This window comes from Corallococcus sp. CA049B (assembly GCF_003611685.1).
In the GTDB taxonomy this organism is placed as follows: domain Bacteria; phylum Myxococcota; class Myxococcia; order Myxococcales; family Myxococcaceae; genus Corallococcus; species Corallococcus coralloides.
This window is the reverse complement of record NZ_RAWC01000065.1, coordinates 1-16,984: the sequence shown is the minus strand read 5'-3', so window position 1 is coordinate 16,984 and position 16,984 is coordinate 1. Positions and strand designations below refer to the sequence as shown.

Here is a 16,984-nt window from a genome sequence, read left to right as displayed (position 1 = left end):
CCGCGTTCCGCCTTCGCCTTCGACGCACTGCGAGAAGGACTCGCCATCATGTATTTCCAGGACCTCATCCTCACGCTCCAGAAGCACTGGGCCGACCAGGGATGCATCGTCACCCAGTCGTACGACACGGAAGTCGGCGCGGGCACGATGGCCCCGTACACGTTCCTGCGCGTGCTCGGTCCCGAGCCGTGGAACGTCGCCTACGTGCAGCCCTCGCGGCGCCCCGCCGACGGCCGCTTCGGTGAGAACCCGAACCGCCTGTTCCAGCACCACCAGTTCCAGGTCATCCTCAAGCCCGCGCCCAAGAACGTCCAGGAGCTGTACCTGGAGTCGCTGCGGAAGGTTGGCCTGGACCCGCTGGAGCACGACATCCGCTTCGTCGAGGACGACTGGGAGTCGCCCACGCTGGGAGCCTGGGGCCTGGGCTGGGAGGTGTGGTGCGATGGCGAGGAGGTGACGCAGTTCACCTACTTCCAGCAGTGCGGCGGCTTCGACTGCCGCCCCGTGGCCGCGGAGCTGACGTACGGGCTGGAGCGCCTGGCCAGGTACCTCCAGAACGTGGAGAGCGTCTTCGACATCGAGTGGGTCAAGGGCGTGAAGTACCGCGAGGTCTTCCACGCGAACGAGGTGGAGATGAGCAAGTACGCCCTCCACGAGTCCGACCCGCAGATGCTCTTCACGCTGTTCGACGCGTACGAGAAGGAGTGCAAGCGGCTCATCGAGCGCCACCTGCCGATGCCCGCGTACGACTACGCGCTGAAGTGCTCGCACACGTTCAACCTGCTGGACGCGCGCGGCGCCATCTCCGTCACCGAGCGAGCCAATTTCATCAAGCGCGTGCGTGACAACGCGCGCCTGTGCGCGGAGGGATATCTCCAGATGCGCGAGCGGCTGGGCTACCCGCTGATGAAGACGCCGTGGACCGTGGGTGAGCAGCCGCCGGTGCTGGAGGGCAAGCCCGCCAGCGACTACTGGAAGACGGTGCAGCTCAACAAGCCGGTGGAGAAGAAGGAGAAGTCGGAGGTGGCCCGTGGCGCGTGATCTGCTGCTGGAGGTCGGTGCCGAGGAGATCCCGGCGTCGTTCATCGTCCCCGCGCTGGAGGACCTGAAGCGCGTGCTCACCGAGCGCATGGCCGACGCCCGCCTGAAGCACGGCGAGGTGCGCACGTTCGGAACGCCGCGCCGGCTGGCCATCTGGGTCCGCGACGTGGCGGACGCGGGCGAGGACATCACGAAGGAGGTGCTGGGGCCCAGCGCCAAGGCCGCCTTCGACGCGCAGGGCAAGCCCACCAAGGCGGCGGAGAAGTTCGCCGAGGGGCTCAAGCTGACCGTGGACGCGCTCGGCCGCACGACGACGGCCAAGGGCGAGTACGTGTCGGCGCGCGTGGAAGAGAAGGGACGCCCGGCGAACGCCATCCTCCTGGATGCGCTGCACGCCGCGGTGCACGGCATCAACTTCAAGAAGTCCATGCGCTGGGGGGACGTGGACACGTCCTTCGCGCGCCCCGTGCAGTGGATGGTGGCGCTCCTGGGCGACACGGAGCTGCCGGTGGTGCTGGGCGACGTGAAGGCGGGCCGCACCACCTACGGCCACCGCTTCCTCGCGCCGGGGCCCATCTCGCTGAAGGCGCCCGCGGACTACGAGTCCGCGCTGGAGAAGGCGCACGTGCTGGCGGACCTCGGCAAGCGCCGCGCGTCGCTCGTGGAGACGCTGCACGCCGCGGCGAAGGGAGCCGGCGGGCAGCTCATGGAGGACGAGGGCCTGGTGGACCAGGTGACGAACCTGGTGGAGCTGCCAAACCCCGTGGTGGGCAGCTTCGACCCGCGCCACCTGGACCTGCCGCCGGAGGTGCTGGTGCAGGAGATGAAGAGCCACCAGCGCTACTTCTCGCTGCTGGACGCGCAGGGGAAGCTCCTGCCGCGCTTCATCGCCGTGTCCAACACGCCGGTGCGCGACGCGCAGTTGTCGCTGCGTGGCTACGAGCGCGTGCTGCGCGCGCGGCTCGCGGACGGGCGCTTCTTCTTCGACGAGGACCGCCGCACGCCGCTGGCCGACCGCGTGGAGAAGCTGGGCCGCGTGGTGTGGCAGGGCCAGTTGGGCACGTACCTGGAGAAGGTGGAGCGCTTCCGCGCGCTTGCGGGCTGGCTGGCCCAGGCGACGGGCAGGGCAGGGGAGGCGGCCACGGTGGAGCGCGCCGCCACGCTGTCCAAGGCGGACCTCGTCACCGGCATGGTGGGCGAGTTCCCGGAGCTCCAGGGCGTGATGGGCCGTGAGTACGCGAGAGCGGGCGGCGAGCCCGACGCGGTGGCGCTGGCCATCTTCGAGCACTACCTGCCCCGCGGCGCCGAGGACGCGCTGCCGTCCCAGGACGCGGGCGCGCTCATCGGCCTGGCGGACCGGCTGGACTCGCTGTGCGGCATCTTCGCCATCGGCAAGGCGCCGTCCGGCGCGGCGGATCCGTTCGCGCTGCGCCGCGCGTGCCTGTCCATCATCCGCATCGTGCTGGGGCGCGGCTACCGCTTCAGCCTGTCCGCCGCGGTGGATGAAGCGCTGCGCCTGCTGGCCCCCAAGCTGGCCAGCGTGAAGCGCAAGCCGGGTGAAGCGGCCCCGCGCGAGCAGGTGCTGGAGTTCTTCCGCGGCCGCCTCAAGGCGCTGTGGGGCGAGCAGCACCGCACGGACGTCGTAGAGGCGGTGCTGGCCGTGGGCTTCGACGACCTGGTGGCGGCGAAGAAGCGCCTGGAGGCCCTGAGCGTGCTCGTGGGCCACTCGGACTTCCAGCCGTTGGCGGCGGCGTTCAAGCGCGTGGTCAACATCGTGGAGAAGCAGGGCAAGGACGTGGCCGGCGGGCAGACCAACCCGCAGCGCTTCACCGACGAGCCGGAGAAGAACCTCCACACCGCCTTCACCCAGGCGCGCACCAAGGTGGGTGAGCATGTGCGCGCGGATGACTTCGCCGGCGCGCTCAAGGAGATCACCGGCCTGAAGCCCGCCGTGGACACCTTCTTCGACAAGGTGATGGTGATGGCCGAGGACAAGGACCTGCGGGAGAACCGCATCCGGTTCCTCACGGAGATTGGCGCCCTGTTCAACCAGGTGGCGGACTTTTCCAAGATCCAGGCCGAGCTCGCCGCGGCCTGATGCCCGGCCGCCGCTTCACCGCCGGAGCGTGCCCGTTCCCCCTCCAGGGGAGCGGCGCACGCCCCGTGGATGGGGGCGGATGTCGGCGGGCGGGCGGCCGGGAATAGTGGCAACCCTATTCAGTTGCCCGGGGCGGGGCCGCGTTCCTACACTCCGCCCCCCTCTGATGCGCCTCTACTTCCTGACCCCCGCGCTGCTGCTCCTCGGGGCGTGTTCGATTGAATCCGATCCGAACCCGCCTCCGTCCACCCGCTTCGTGTACCCCAGCGGGGTGGCGTTCTGGCGCCCTCCGGCGGCGGGCGGGCCCTCCGTGAGCAACGGCTATCTCTTCGTTGCGAACGCCAACTTCGACAACTGCTACGACTCCGGCTCGGTCGTGGCGCTGAACCTGGACACGCTGAGCACGCAGGTGGACGGGCAGGCTGTCATGGTGCCCCACCTGGGCAGCGTGCTCCCGGCCCCCGCGCTCGCCTTCGAGGACCTGAGCTCCGCGGACGAATCGCTCGTGCAGATCCGCAGCTTCGCGGGTGAGCTGGGCATGTGGGTGAACCCCGCCACGGGGCTGCCGCGCCTGTTCGTGCCCTCGCGCGCGGAGGGCAACAACCTGAACGCGGTGGACGTGAGCTTGGAGGCCAATGGCGCTCCGGTGCTCACCTGCGTGCAGGGCGGCGTGGACTGCCGCAATGGCGCGCTGTCGCTCACCGACGACATCCCGTCGTCCCTCAGTGACGAGGGCCGCGCGGGCCTGCCCCGCGCTCCGTCGCCCATCGGCGTGACGGTGGATGAGGCGAGCGGCAACCTGTACGTGACGCACTCGGAGGCGGCGGACTCGCCCGCGAAGTCCAGCAGCAACTTCGAGAACTACCTGGCCACGGTGAAGCTGGACAACCCCACGCGCGACACGCTGGGCTTCATCTCGCTGTCTCCCGAGGGCTACCTCTACGGCGGCTCGGATTCGGTGACGGTGGGTGCGGGCTACCTCTACGTGACGGGCCGCAACTTCGTGGCCGGCATCAACGGCACGGTGGGCGGCAACTTCGTGCTGCGGCTGGTGGACAAGAACGACCCCGGCACCATCCTGGAGCCCTCGCTGCAGTCGGAGTACCGCATCCGCGAGGCGCGCGCGGCGCGCGTGGTGCCCCGTCCGGTGACGCCGGAGGAGCTGGCGGCGCGTCCGAACCTCGTGCGCGAGCGGCTGTACATGCTGGCGCGCGGCCCGGACACGCTGCTCACCCTCGACTTCGAGTACGACGCGGTGCCGGGCACCGCAGCCACCCAGCCCTTCTTCCGCGTGGTCTCCGCGGTGCCCATGCCCGACGGCGTGAGCGACATGCAGATCATCTCGCGGACGCCGGGCACGTCCAACGCGGACACCCACATCATCGCGGTGACGAGCACCGGCGACAGCGCGTTGTCCCTCTACGACGAGGCGCTCGGGCAGGTCGTGGCGCAGGTGCCGCTCGTCAACGAACTCAACCAGACCAGCAACCCGTCGCAGGCCTTCGGGCTGACGGTGGACAACCCCGCCGGGACGAACGCGGCGCGGCTGTTCGTGACCAACTTCGGCGACAGCCAGGTGTCCATCGTGGACATCTCCGACCTGACGCGTCCCCAGGACGCGCGGCTGGTGGCGAAGCTGGGCATCCAGCAGCAGCGCGATCCGAACCAGGGCACCAGCGTGTGCCAGGAGAACTGACCTTGAAGCGCGGCTTTCTTGCTGCCCTGTTGCTGAGCGGCGCGAGCCTCGCGCTCGCCTGCTCCGACACCACCAGCACCGCGGGCGCCGCCGGTCTGTCCGGCACGTACGACGTGGTGCTCTCCAATCAGCTCGTCTTCGTCACCTCGCAGGACCGGGATGAGCTGCGCGTGCTGGACCTGACGCGCGCGCCGCGTGAGTTCATCCCCGCGCCGAACCCGCTGGAGCCGTTGGCCATCCCCGTCATCGCGCGGCCCGACTCGCTCACCCGCGATGTGGGCTACAACGACAAGGGCGAGGACGTGTCCGGCCCGTACATCTACGCGCGCAGCTCCGGCGGACGCGGCATCTCCGTGGTGGCCGCGGACCGCGCGCGCCTCAACGAGGTGACGCGCCTGGCGACCGGCCAGCTCATCACCGCCTTCGCCGCGCACGCCCCGGTGGCGGAGGGCGCGCCGAGCGTCCTGTACTACGCGCTCCAGACGCGCCCGGAGGCCGCCGAGCAGCTCTGCGGCCCCTTCGGCGGCGGGGTGGTGATGCGCCAGGACCTGCCCGGCCCGGAGGGCTTCGACGCCGCCGCGCTGCCTCCCGCGCTGCCCGTCTTCTGCCTCAAGCCGGCGGACACGGTGATGTCCATGGTCACGCTGCCCGCGCGGGCCGACGTGGCGGACTCGCTGGTGGTCGCCATCCGCAACGTGTCCGGCACCAGCCGGCTGGTGCGTGTCGTCGCGGACGGGGCCTCCGTGGAGATCCCCTACAAGCGGCCGCGGCCGGAGCCCTACGCGGTGCCCAACTACGCGGACCTGGTGGACATCCCGGCGCGGCTCGTGACCACGCACCCCAGCTACAAGGTGTCGGACACGGTGACCGAGCCCGCGGGCCGCTACGTGTTCGTGGTGCTGGATGAGCTGACGTGCAACTCGTCTGACTGCGAGGGCGTCATCGCGCTCGACAATGGTCCGGATCCGCTGGCGCCGTCCGCGGCGCCGGTGCTCGCCCGCGACGTCACCGGCGCGCCCATGCTGACCCTGCGGCCGTCCGCGGGTCTGCCCACGGGCCTCACGCTGCGCTCGGGCCTGGAGGTCCGCGAGCTCCGGGCGGACAACGTGCCCTACCTCACCCCCATTCCGCTCCTGGGCATCATGCCGTCGTCCGACGGGCGGATCACCCTGTTCCGCGCGGACGAGCGGCGCGCGTTCAACCTGGACCGGGACTCCGAAAGCAAGGCGCTGAACTCGTCGGTGTCCGCGGAGCTGCGTGACAACAACGAGGTGGCGCGCGCGGATCAGTTCCCGGGCATCCTCGTGGAGCAGCCCGGCTGCCCCCAGGTGACGGATACGACCAACGCCACGGCGTTCCTCTGCAACGGCTCGGTGCCCAACGGGACGTACCGCTTCGTGTTCCAGGGCGTGCTGCCCGGACTGGTCGGACTCTCTCGCGACCTGACCCAGGAAGACCCCGCGCTCCTCATCGAGACGCCCCTGGTGGAGGCCCGCGGCGTGATTCCCGGTGACTCCATCATCCTGGCGAACAACGCGGGCGCCTGCGCGGCGGTCATCCCCATCCTGCGCCTGGAGGACCAGGGCAATGGCCTCACGCGGCTCTACCCGGACCTGTCCAACCCGGCGGTCGCCGCCGCGGCGGAGCCCTGCGCGGCGTACCCGCTGTTCTCCGTGCGCGCGGGCCCGAACGTGAAGCCCTTCGTGCTCTATTCCGGCGCGGAGACCGGCGGCACGTACCTGCAGCGGTTGGACGTCAACGAGGCGTACACGGTCTCCAGCGTCCTGGACTACTACTACCACCCGGACGGCTTCGACCTGGGCCTGGAGCCGCCCAAGTCGCCCACCACCTTCGCGCCCGCGCCGTTGACGCTCACGCTGACGCCCACCATCGGGGCGGGGAGCCGGCTGGCGGCGGGTGACCGCTACGTGGTGACGCTGCTGCCGCGCTTCCGCCGCTACGTCTTCGGCGTGGACACCAGTCAGTCGAGCAACCTGGGGGTCTACACCCTGCCTGCTTCCGTGGTGGCCACGGACGTGGACGGCGCCAGCCTGGCCTACGTCGCCTATCCTTCAGCGGACGGCGTGCTCCAGGTGGCCCTGGAGTCCATCACCGACAACCTGGACAACCTCACGTATCTCCGGGCGTTCCAGTAACTGGGCGCGCTCAGCCGGCTCTGCTATCGTTCCCCACGTCCAGCATTTCCCGAGCCAAGACCGATGATCGATCAGAACTCCCGTCCCGCACGCAAGGTCGGCATCGCCGAGCACCTGTGGGAGACGTACGAAGAGATGGCCCAGCAGATGGGGTCGGATCGCGACGCGCTGATCAACCAGGCGCTGTTCATGTTCGCGCGTCTCAACGGCTTCATTGACGTGAAGACGAAGGGCGAGCCCGCCGTGGCGGCGGTGCCGTCACCCGCGCCCGCTCCGGCGGCGCGTCCCTCCGCCTCGCCAACGCCGGCCGCCGCTGCCAAGGGCGGTCCTCCAGTCCTCGCCCCTGCGCCGGCCGCGCGTCCCGCCGCGCGCAACGCGGAGGAGCGCCCGTCCTCCAACGGGCTGGACAATGATCCGGTGCGCCGCGAGGTCGCCGAGCGCGTCCTGGAGACGGCCGCGGAGCTGGAGCGGCTCATCAAGGGCAAGAACGAGCCGCCCCCGCCCTCCGCGGACGACATGATCGAGGACGAGGAGGAGCCCCTGCCGGAGCAGGAGGAGCCGCCGCTCGACGACATGCAGGACGAGCCTCCCGAGGAGGCCGAAGAAGAAGAGCCGATGGAGGAGCCGGACGAGGAGGAGGGCGCCTCGCTCTATCTCGTCTTGGAGTCCGGCGAGCAGGAGAAGATCGTCAAGGACCGCTACGTCATCGGCCGCGGCAAGCACTGCGACTTCGTCATCAACTCCGGCAAGGTGTCGCGCGAGCACGCCGTCATCGCCCGCGACGGCGGCGACTTCTACATCGAGGACCTCGGCTCCTCGAACGGGACCTGGTTCAACAAGCAGCGCATCAAGCGCCGCAAGGTCGAGGACGGGGACGAGTACTTCATCTGCAGCGAGAAGATCCGCCTCGTCATCCACTGATGCCGGCATGACGCGGGGCCCCACGGTGCGATGGCCTTGTTCAGGAATTGACGGCCTCAGGGCCTCCATTGTTTGATGGGGGTCGCCTGCTCCCCATGGGAGCAGGTGCCGAATGACACCTGTTCAGCTCGCGCTGTGGACGATTCTGGGAGTGGCCCTGGTGATTGCGGTGGTGACCGACGTGCTGCGCCGGCTCATCCCGAACGCCGTGACCTATCCGCTCATCGTGCTGGGGCTCGGGGTGCGCGGTGTGTCCGAAGGGGTGGGCGGGCTGGAGTCGGGGGTGGTGAGCGGGCTTCTGGCGGGCGCGGGACTCGCGGCGCTGCTGGTGCCGGGTGCGCTGCGCGGGCGCATGGGGTGGGGTGACGTCAAGCTGATGGCGGGCGTGGGCTGCGTGCTGGGCTTTCCCACGGTGCTCGCCGCGGCGGCCTTCATCTCGCTGACGGGCGCGCTGCAAGCCATCGTCACGCTGCTGTGGCAGGGGGCCGTCTGGGACACGCTGGCGGCGGTGGCCCGTCGCTGGGCGGTGCGGATGAAATGGATGCGCGAGGAAACCTCGCCCGCTCCCGCGCGACACATCCCCTACGGCGTCTCCATCGCGCTCGGGACTTTCTGGGCCATGTGGTGGCAGCAACAACATCTGGGATAGCGCGCCGTCAGGCCGGGCGCGCGCACGCAAGAAGGGGACTCACACGATGTTCACTCGCTTCACGCAAGCCCTGGCGCTCGGCGCCCTCGTCTCCCTGGTGGCCAGTGCCCCCGCCCTGGCCCAGGAGGGCAGCTCCGTCAGCCTGGGGGTGGGTACCCAGAAGGTGCTCACCATTCCCGGCCTCAGCCGCGTCGCGCTGGGAGATCCGTCCATCGCCGAGGTGAAGACGCTCGGCACCGGCCAGCTGCTCGTCACCGGTAACGCCGAGGGCAAGACGACGCTGCTCGTCTGGAAGTCCTCCGGTCAGCGCATCAGCTACCTGGTGACGGTCCGCAAGCAGGACCCCAACGAGGTCATCTCCGAAATCAAGCGCCTGCTGGGTGAAATCGAAGGCGTGTCCGTGCGCATGGTGGGCGACCGCATCTACCTGGACGGTCAGGCCTACACCACGCAGGACGCGGACCGCATCGAGCAGGTGGTGAGCCTGTACCCGAACGTGAAGTCGTTCGTGAAGATCGCCCCCAACGCCAAGAAGCTCGTCGCCCAGAACCTGAACGCGGCCTTCCAGAAGGCGGGCCTGAAGAACGTGCAGGCCAACGTGGTGGGCGCGACCATCTTCCTGGAGGGCTCCGTGGAGAGCCAGCAGGACCTCCAGAAGGCGGAGCTCATCACCAAGGCCATCGGTGAGAAGGTGGAGAACCTGCTCGTCGTCGGCATCAAGCGGATGATCCTCTCCGAGGTCCAGTTCGTCGAAATCCGCCGCAACAGCCGCGACCGCTACGGCATCAAGTACCCCACGGACATCACCGGCACGCTGACCGCCGCCGCGACGCTGAACAAGGCGCTCATCCCCTCCGGCGACGCCATCTCCAACCTGGTGCTGGGTGCGACGGGCGGCTCCGACCTGAGCATCGGCTTCCAGGCCAACGACGGTTACGGCCGCCTGCTGGCGCAGCCCAAGCTGGTGTGCGCCAGCGGTGAGAAGGCGGAGTTCCTCGCTGGCGGCGAGGTGCCCATCCCCCTCATCACCAACACGCAGTTCACGGTGGAGTACAAGCCCTACGGCGTCATCCTGAACATCCGCCCCACCGCGGACCGCAACGGCAACATCCAGACGGAAGTGGAGGCCGAGGCCTCCGAAATCGACACCTCCGTGTCCGTGTCCTTCGGTGGTTCGTCCGCCATCCCCGGCTTCCGCACCCGCAAGGTCAAGACGAACGTCACCGTGCGCCACGGTGAGACCATCGTGCTGTCCGGCGTGTTCAGCCACGACGAGCAGAAGGCCGTCGCGAAGCTGCCCGGCCTGGGTCACATCCCCATCGTGGGCGAGCTGTTCAAGAACCGCGCGTTCGACTCCACCAAGCGCGAGCTGGTGATCTTCGTCACCCCGCGCATCGTGAACCCGGACTCGGACAAGGTCCGCAGCATCATCGAGGACGTGAAGACCCGCTACAAGCAGGCCCGCTCCGAGGTGAACTTCAACATCTTCGACTGACGGCCCTTCAGCGCCCTCACGTCGGATCCGGGCCGGCCCGTCCCTGCTTCAGAGGGGGAGGGTGCCGGCCCGTCCGTTTCCGGGCAGCAGGCGGGCGAGCGTCGCAGGAGTCTTTGAGGTCGTAGGAGGGCTTGGTAGCATCCCACCCCATGTTTCTCATCACGCTGACGGAGAAGGGTGGCGGTTCGGAGCAGCGGGAGTACCCCAAGAACGAGATCACGATCGGCCGGATTGCCGGCAACGACATCGTGCTCGCCAAGGGGAACGTCTCCAAGACCCACTCCCGCATCGTCGAAAAGGACGGTCGCTTCATCATCGTGGACATGAAGTCCACGAACGGCACCTTCGTGAACGGCAAGAAGATCGCCGGTCCCATGGTGCTCAAGCCCACCGACCAGGTCTCCATCGGCGACTACATCCTCAACGTGGAGCCGCTGGAGGAAGAGCCCGCGGAAGAGGCCTACGACGAGGAGCAGGGCGAGGAGGCCTACGAGGAAGAGGCCTACGACGAAGAGGAGCCCTACGAAGAGGAGGAGCCCGCGCCCGCCCCTGCCGCTCCCAGCCGCATGCCCGCGTCCATGGCCGCGGCCATGGCGAAGAACAAGCGCAAGGTGGACCCCCGGCTGGAGCGCTACTCGCGGCTCCAGAAGGAGATCCACGACCGGCTCATCGAGTACCTGGACCTGCGCCGCATGGACATGGACCGGCTCGGGGACGAGGAGCTCTGGCGCCGCACCGAGAAGGCCATCCGGGACATCATCGACCAGATGGAGGCGGACCAGGAGCTTCCCGGGGACGTGGACCGGGAGGAGCTGCTCACCGACGTCATCAACGAGGCGCTGGGCCTGGGGCCCCTGGAAGCGTTCCTCGCGTCGGAAGAGATCAGCGAGATCATGGTGAACCACGCCAACCAGATCTACATCGAGCGCAAGGGCAAGCTGACCCTGTCGGAGAAGACGTTCTCCTCCAACCAGGCGGTGCTCGGCGTCATCGAGCGCATCGTGGCGCCCATTGGCCGCCGCATCGACGAATCCAGCCCGCTGGTGGACGCGCGCCTCAAGGACGGCAGCCGCGTGAACGCCATCATCCCGCCGCTGGCGCTCAAGGGCCCCTGCATCACCATCCGCAAGTTCAAGAAGGACGCGCTGAAGATCCAGGACCTGATCAAGTACAAGACGGTCACCGCGCAGATGGCCGAGTTCCTGGAGATGTGCGTGACGGCCCGGCGCAACATCGTCATCTCCGGCGGCACGGGCTCCGGGAAGACGACGACGCTGAACATCATCAGCTCGTTCATCCCGGAGGGTGAGCGCATCATCACGGTGGAGGACGCGGCGGAGCTTCAGCTGCCGCAGGACCACTGGGTGCAGCTGGAGAGCCGCCCGCCCAACCTGGAAGGCAAGGGCGCCATCACCATCCGCGAGCTGGTGAAGAATTGCCTGCGCATGCGGCCGGACCGCATCGTGGTGGGCGAGTGCCGCTCCGGTGAGACGCTGGACATGCTCCAGGCCATGAACACCGGCCACGACGGTTCGCTCACCACGCTGCACGCGAACACGCCGCGCGACGCGATTGCCCGGCTGGAGACGATGGTGCTCATGTCCGGCATGGAGCTGCCGGTGAAGGCCATCCGCGAGCAGATCGCCAGCGCCGTGCACCTCATCGTGCAGCAGACGCGCTTCTCCGACGGCTCTCGCAAGATCTGCTTCATCACCGAGGTGTCCGGCATGGAGGTCGACATCGTGACCCTGCAGGACATCTTCTATTACAAGCAGGACGGCTTCACGGAAGACCACAAGGTGCGCGGACGCTACGTGGCGTCGGGCTTCGTCCCGAAGTTCTACGACGAACTCCAGCGCAAGGGCATCCCCGTGAACATGAGCATCTTCCGCGAGGACTGACGCGCCCATGCCTACCCTGGTCGTCCGTCACCCTGACGGCACTGAGCACGAGCACGAGATCGCGGGCGAGCTGAAGATCGGCCGCCAGCAGGGCAATGACCTGGTCCTCACGGAAGGCGGCGTGTCGCGGCAGCACGCGCGCGTCTACGTGGAGGGTGGCACCGTCTACGTCGAGGACGGAGGCAGCCAGAACGGCACCTTCGTGGACGGCGAGCGCATCGAGGGGCCCACGGCGCTGACGCCTGCCTCGCAGGTGCTGCTGGGCGACTACGAGCTGAAGCTCAAGGGCAATGCCCGGAGCACCAGCGGCCGCCGCGCGGCGACGCCTCCGCCCGGCGATCCCGCGACGCTCTCGGACGCGCCCGTGAAGGGCACGCGCGCCATGCCCAGTATCCGCGCCAAGGCCACGCAGAACGGGGCCGCGAAGCCCGAGGGCGCGCTGGCGAAGCGGCCCGCGCGCTCCACGCCCTCGCGTGCGGGTGACGCGGCTTCGGGTCCGGTGCTCAAGGGCATGACGGGGCCGTGGGCGGGCAAGTCCCATCCCATCCACGGCACGTTGCTGGTGGGCCGGGCGCCCCCGGCGGCGGTCATCCTGGATGACGACTCCGTGAGCCGGAAGCACGCGGAGGTGAAGCGCGAGGGCTCCGGCGTGCTCGCGCGCGACCTGGGCAGCGCCAACGGCACCCTGCTCAACGGCGAATTGCTGGGCGAGGAGTTCGTCGACCTGCAGCCCGGGGACGTCCTCCAGTTCGGCGTGGTGGAGATGACCTACGAGGCCTCCGACACGCCCTCGCGCCGTCCGGGCACGGGCGCGGCGCCGGCCCGTCGTGGGGGCAGGGCGGCACCCGAGGCGGACAAGAAGCGCAAGCTGCTGGTGATCGCGGGCGGCGTGGTGGCGCTGCTGGCGGTGGCGGCGGTGGTGAAGTCCTCCGTCGGGGCGCCGCAGAAGACGCAGAAGACGGGGCCCGCCGCGCCAATGGATCCCGCGCAGCAGGTGCAGGAGTTCCTCAGCGAGTGCCGCTCCTACGCCTCGAATGAGATGGGGGCTCCGGACTGGGAGCGCGCCGAAAAGGCGTGCGAGCAGGCCCTGGACAGGGACCCCATCAACACCGAGGCGAACACCCTCGTGCGGCGCATCAAGCTGGAGAAGGAGGCCTTCGGCAACTTCGAGTCCGCGAAGAAGGCCATCGAGCTCAACCGCGAGAAGGACGCCCTGGAGTACCTGCGCAAGATTCCGAAGGAGAGCGAGTACTTCCGCCGCGCCCGCTCCAAGGCGAAGGAGACGGCCGAGCAGTTCGTGGAGCGCGCGAAGTTCGACTGCAACCGCTACCTGAACAACTCGCAGTGGGCTCCGGCGGTCCAGCGCTGCCAGCAGTACATGGAAGTGTGGTGCCAGAAGCAGAGCAAGGAGGACCTGGAGCCGCCCATCGGTCAGACGCTCCGCCTGGTGGGGAGCCTGCGCAAGAACGAGTGGCGCCCCAAGGACGCCATGTTCGTGAAGTTCCTGGTGGCCCGCTTGCGCGTGGACCGCGACGCCGCGCCGTGGACGTGCCCCGTGTCGGACATCCTCCAGGAGGACGGGCTGGGCGTGGATCAGGCCAGCGAGGTGCGCGCCATGTTCGCCAAGCGCTACGCCCCGAAGCTCGTCCAGGCGGCGCTGATGGACTACTGGTCCGGCCGCGGCAGCGAGGCAATGGCGACGCTGCAGAAGCTGCGCTCGAAGGAAGACCAGGCGCAGTTCCACCAACTGGCGGACGACCTCATCCGCGACGTGTCCAACGTGGATCAGCTCTTCAAGACGGGCCAGAGCTTGATCACCAACGACGACCCCGAGCGCGCGGTGGCGCCGTTCAAGGACGCGCTGGCGACGGACAAGCGCATCATGGCGGAGCTGGCGGAGTCGCACCTGTCCTTCTACCGGAAGAACATGTTCCAGGACCTGGCGACCGCCGCCTACCAGCGCGGCAAGCACTTCGCCGACCGGGAGGACCGCCGCCGCGGCTGCCGCATCTGGAAGATGGGCTTCGATTTCTACAAGGGCAACACGAGCCTGAACCGCGTGGTGGCCTTCTGCTCCACGCAGGCGCAGAACGCGTTGAACGCCGCGGGCAGCTGCTCGGACTTCCAGGCGGTGGAGGACTATGCCGTGCCGGGTGACGGCATCGCCGAGCAGATGGCCGCGAAGAAGGCCGAGCTGAAGTGCCGCTGAGCGGCGCCGCGGTGTGGGGCTTCGTGGACAGACAGCGGTAGGCGCGCTAGGGACGGGGGATGGCCGACACCAGCCCCCCGCGCTCCGAGCGCCGCCTGGCGCTCTTCGACGCCTCCGGCTTCATCTTCCGCGCCTACCACGCCATCCCCCCGCTCACGACGAGCAAGGGGGTGCCGACCAACGCGGTGCTGGGCTTCACCCGCATGGTGCTCAAGGCCCTGCAGGAGCTGAAGCCCACGCACGTGGCGCTGGCGTTCGACAAGTCCGGCCGCGTGGAGCGTCAGAAGATAGACCCCACGTACAAGGCGAACCGCAAGGCGCCGCCGGAGGACCTGACGCCCCAGTTCCCGCTCATCCGCAAGGTGGGGGACGTGCTGAACCTGCCCTCGCTGGACGCGGAGGGCTGGGAGGCGGACGACGTCATTGGCACGCTGGCGATGCAGGCCAAGGCGGAGGGCTTCCAGGTCCTGGTCGTCACCAGCGACAAGGACTTCATGCAGATCGTCGACGAGGACATCACCCTCTTCGACCCCGCGAAGAACAAGCGCATGGGCATCGCGGACGTGCAGGAGAAGATGGGCATCCTGCCCGGGCAGGTGCGCGACTTCCTGGCCCTGGTGGGCGACGCGGTGGACAACGTCGCCAAGGTGCCCGGCGTGGGCGACAAGACGGCGGTGGAGCTGCTCCACCAGTTCGGCGACGTGGAGACGCTGCTCGCGCGCGTGGAGGAAGTGAAGAAGCCGAAGATCCGCGCGGCGCTGGAGTCCCACCGTGAGAGCCTGACGCGCGCCAAGCAGCTCGTCACCTTCAACACCGGGCTGCCCCTGGGCGTGAAGCTGGACGACCTGATCCGCCGCGCGCCGGACGCCACGCGCGCGCGGGACCTGTTCACGGAGCTGGAGTTCTTCGCGCTCCTGCGTGACCTGCCCGCGGAGGAGGCCCCGGCCCGGCCGGACGTGGCGCCGCTCGCCACCACCACCACGCTGGTCACCACCGAGGCGGAGCTGCAGTCGCTGGCGGACGCGGCGAAGGCGGCCGGGGCCCTCACCCTGGTGCCCGCCTACGAGGGCATGCCCTTCGCGGCGCCGCTGGTGGGCCTGGGCGTGGCGCTGCCGGACGGCACCACGCGCTACGTGCCGCTGAGGCACCAGCAGCTGGGCGCCACGCAGGTGCCGGTGGCGGCCTTCACCGCGGCGATGAAGGACGTCATCTCCGACGCGGCGGTGAAGAAGGGCGGCCACGACCTCAAGGCGCTCACGCTGGTGCTGGCCAACGAAGGGCTGACGCTGGAGGGCGCGCACGACGACGTGGAGCTGCTCAGCTACCTGCTCAACCCGTCGCGCCGGGAGCACGCGCTCGCGGACCTGGCGCGCGAGCGGCTGCGCTCGGAGCTGCCGGCGCTGCCCGCGTCCGTGGGCGGCAAGAAGGGGCGGCCGCTGGCGGACCACGGGCCGGAAGAGGTGGCCGCGGCGTACGCGGTGCGCGCGGACGCGGCGCGCAGGATGGCGCCGGAGCTGTGGAAGGAGCTGGAGCTGGGCGGGCTCGCGGAGCTGGCGCGCACGCTGGAGCTGCCGCTGCTGCCCGTGCTCGCGCGCATGGAGCGCGAGGGCGTGAAGCTGGACGTGACGGAGCTGGGCCGCACCTCTGAGCGCGTGGACGTGGAGGTGAAGGCGAAGGAGGCCGAGTGCCACCAGGCCGCGGGCCACGTCTTCAACCTGGGCTCCAACCCGCAGCTGGCGCAGGTGCTCTACGAGGAGCAGAAGCTGCCCATCCTCAAGCGCGGCAAGACGGGCCCGTCCACGGACCAGGAGGTGCTGGAGAAGCTGGCGGAGGAGCACGGCAGCGTGCTCGCGCGCGCGCTCATCGAGTACCGGGGCCTGTCCAAGCTCAAGAGCACCTACCTGGACACGCTGCCCACGCTGGTCGCGAAGGACGGGCGCATCCACACCACGTACCACCAAGCGGCCACCGCCACCGGCCGGCTGTCCTCGTCCGACCCGAACCTGCAGAACATCCCCGTCCGCACGGAGCTGGGGCGCGAAATCCGCCGCGCCTTCGTGGCGGACGCGGGGCACCAGCTGGTGAGCGCGGACTACTCGCAGATTGAACTGCGGCTGCTGGCGCACATCGCGGAGGACCCGGTCCTCATCGACGCCTTCCGCAACGACGAGGACATCCACAGCCGCACGGCGGCGGAAGTCTTTGGCGTGGACCCCAAGGACGTGGACCGCGAGCAGCGCCGCGTGGCGAAGATGGTGAACTTCGGCATCGCGTACGGCCTGTCCGCGCACGGCCTGTCCACGCGCCTGGGCATCTCCCAGGAGAACGCGCGCGACGTCATCGAGCGGTACTTCATCCGGTACGCGGGCATCCGCCAGTACCTGGAGGACACCGTGGAGCGGGCGCGCAAGGTGGGCTACGTGGAGACGCTCTACGGCCGCCGCCGCCTGATGGGGGACCTGCTCTCCAAGAACCGGGCGGTGGCCCAGGCCGCCGAGCGCGCCGCCATCAACATGCCCATCCAGGGCACCGCCGCGGACCTGATGAAGAAGGCCATGCTGGCCGTGGACGCCGCGCTCCGCGAGCAGAAGCTGAAGACGCGCGTGCTCCTCCAGGTGCACGACGAACTGCTCTTCGAGGCGCCGGACGCGGAGGTGGAAGCCGTGAAGGCCCTGGCCGTGAAGAGCATGGCCTCCGTCGCCGAGCTGAAGGTGCCGCTCAAGGTGGACGTGGGCGCGGGGAAGAGCTGGGCGGACGCGCACTGAGCACGAAAAAATGCGGGAGAGCGCCCACCCCCGTAGGCGCCCTCCCGCTGCCC

General features: G+C 69.2%; 10 protein-coding genes. All 10 read left to right on the top strand.

What is annotated here, in order from left to right:
• The first annotated feature begins 48 nt into the window (after positions 1-48).
• The 10 genes from glyQ (at position 49) to polA (ending at position 16,931) form a co-directional block, all read left to right on the top strand.
• Positions 49-1,041: a glycine--tRNA ligase subunit alpha gene (glyQ, locus tag D7W82_RS16835; protein ID WP_120619333.1), complete on the top strand. Its 993-nt coding sequence runs from the start codon at positions 49-51 to the stop codon at positions 1,039-1,041.
• The gene (gene glyS, locus D7W82_RS16830) at positions 1,031-3,139 is read left to right on the top strand and encodes a glycine--tRNA ligase subunit beta (protein ID WP_120619332.1); all 2,109 of its coding nucleotides are present in this window, start codon (positions 1,031-1,033) and stop codon (positions 3,137-3,139) included. Before glyQ ends, glyS begins: the two co-directional genes overlap by 11 nt.
• 166 nt (positions 3,140-3,305) lie before the next feature.
• Complete coding sequence (locus D7W82_RS16825; protein ID WP_120619331.1) at positions 3,306-4,835, top strand: hypothetical protein; 1,530 nt, start codon at positions 3,306-3,308, stop codon at positions 4,833-4,835.
• Between the two features lie 2 nt (positions 4,836-4,837).
• Complete coding sequence (locus D7W82_RS16820) at positions 4,838-6,991, top strand: hypothetical protein (RefSeq protein WP_147439359.1); 2,154 nt, start codon at positions 4,838-4,840, stop codon at positions 6,989-6,991.
• Between the two features lie 63 nt (positions 6,992-7,054).
• Positions 7,055-7,912, top strand: coding sequence for an FHA domain-containing protein (locus tag D7W82_RS16815; RefSeq protein WP_120619329.1), 858 nt, complete (start codon positions 7,055-7,057; stop codon positions 7,910-7,912).
• A 112-nt stretch (positions 7,913-8,024) separates the two neighbouring features.
• Positions 8,025-8,561 (top strand): prepilin peptidase, encoded by a 537-nt coding sequence (locus D7W82_RS16810; protein WP_120619328.1) that lies wholly within the window; start codon positions 8,025-8,027, stop codon positions 8,559-8,561.
• A gap of 46 nt (positions 8,562-8,607) precedes the next feature.
• Positions 8,608-10,056 carry a type II and III secretion system protein family protein gene (locus tag D7W82_RS16805; protein WP_120619327.1) on the top strand — a complete coding sequence of 483 codons (1,449 nt, stop codon included), beginning with the start codon at positions 8,608-8,610 and terminating at the stop codon, positions 10,054-10,056.
• Between the two features lie 149 nt (positions 10,057-10,205).
• Entirely contained in the window at positions 10,206-11,957 is a 1,752-nt protein-coding gene (locus D7W82_RS16800) for an ATPase, T2SS/T4P/T4SS family (protein ID WP_120619326.1), read from the top strand.
• A gap of 7 nt (positions 11,958-11,964) precedes the next feature.
• A complete protein-coding gene (locus D7W82_RS16795) occupies positions 11,965-14,166 on the top strand; it encodes an FHA domain-containing protein (RefSeq protein WP_120619325.1) in 2,202 nt (733 codons plus the stop codon).
• A 59-nt stretch (positions 14,167-14,225) separates the two neighbouring features.
• Entirely contained in the window at positions 14,226-16,931 is a 2,706-nt protein-coding gene (polA, locus tag D7W82_RS16790) for a DNA polymerase I (protein WP_120619324.1), read from the top strand.
• Positions 16,932-16,984: the final 53 nt, after the last annotated feature.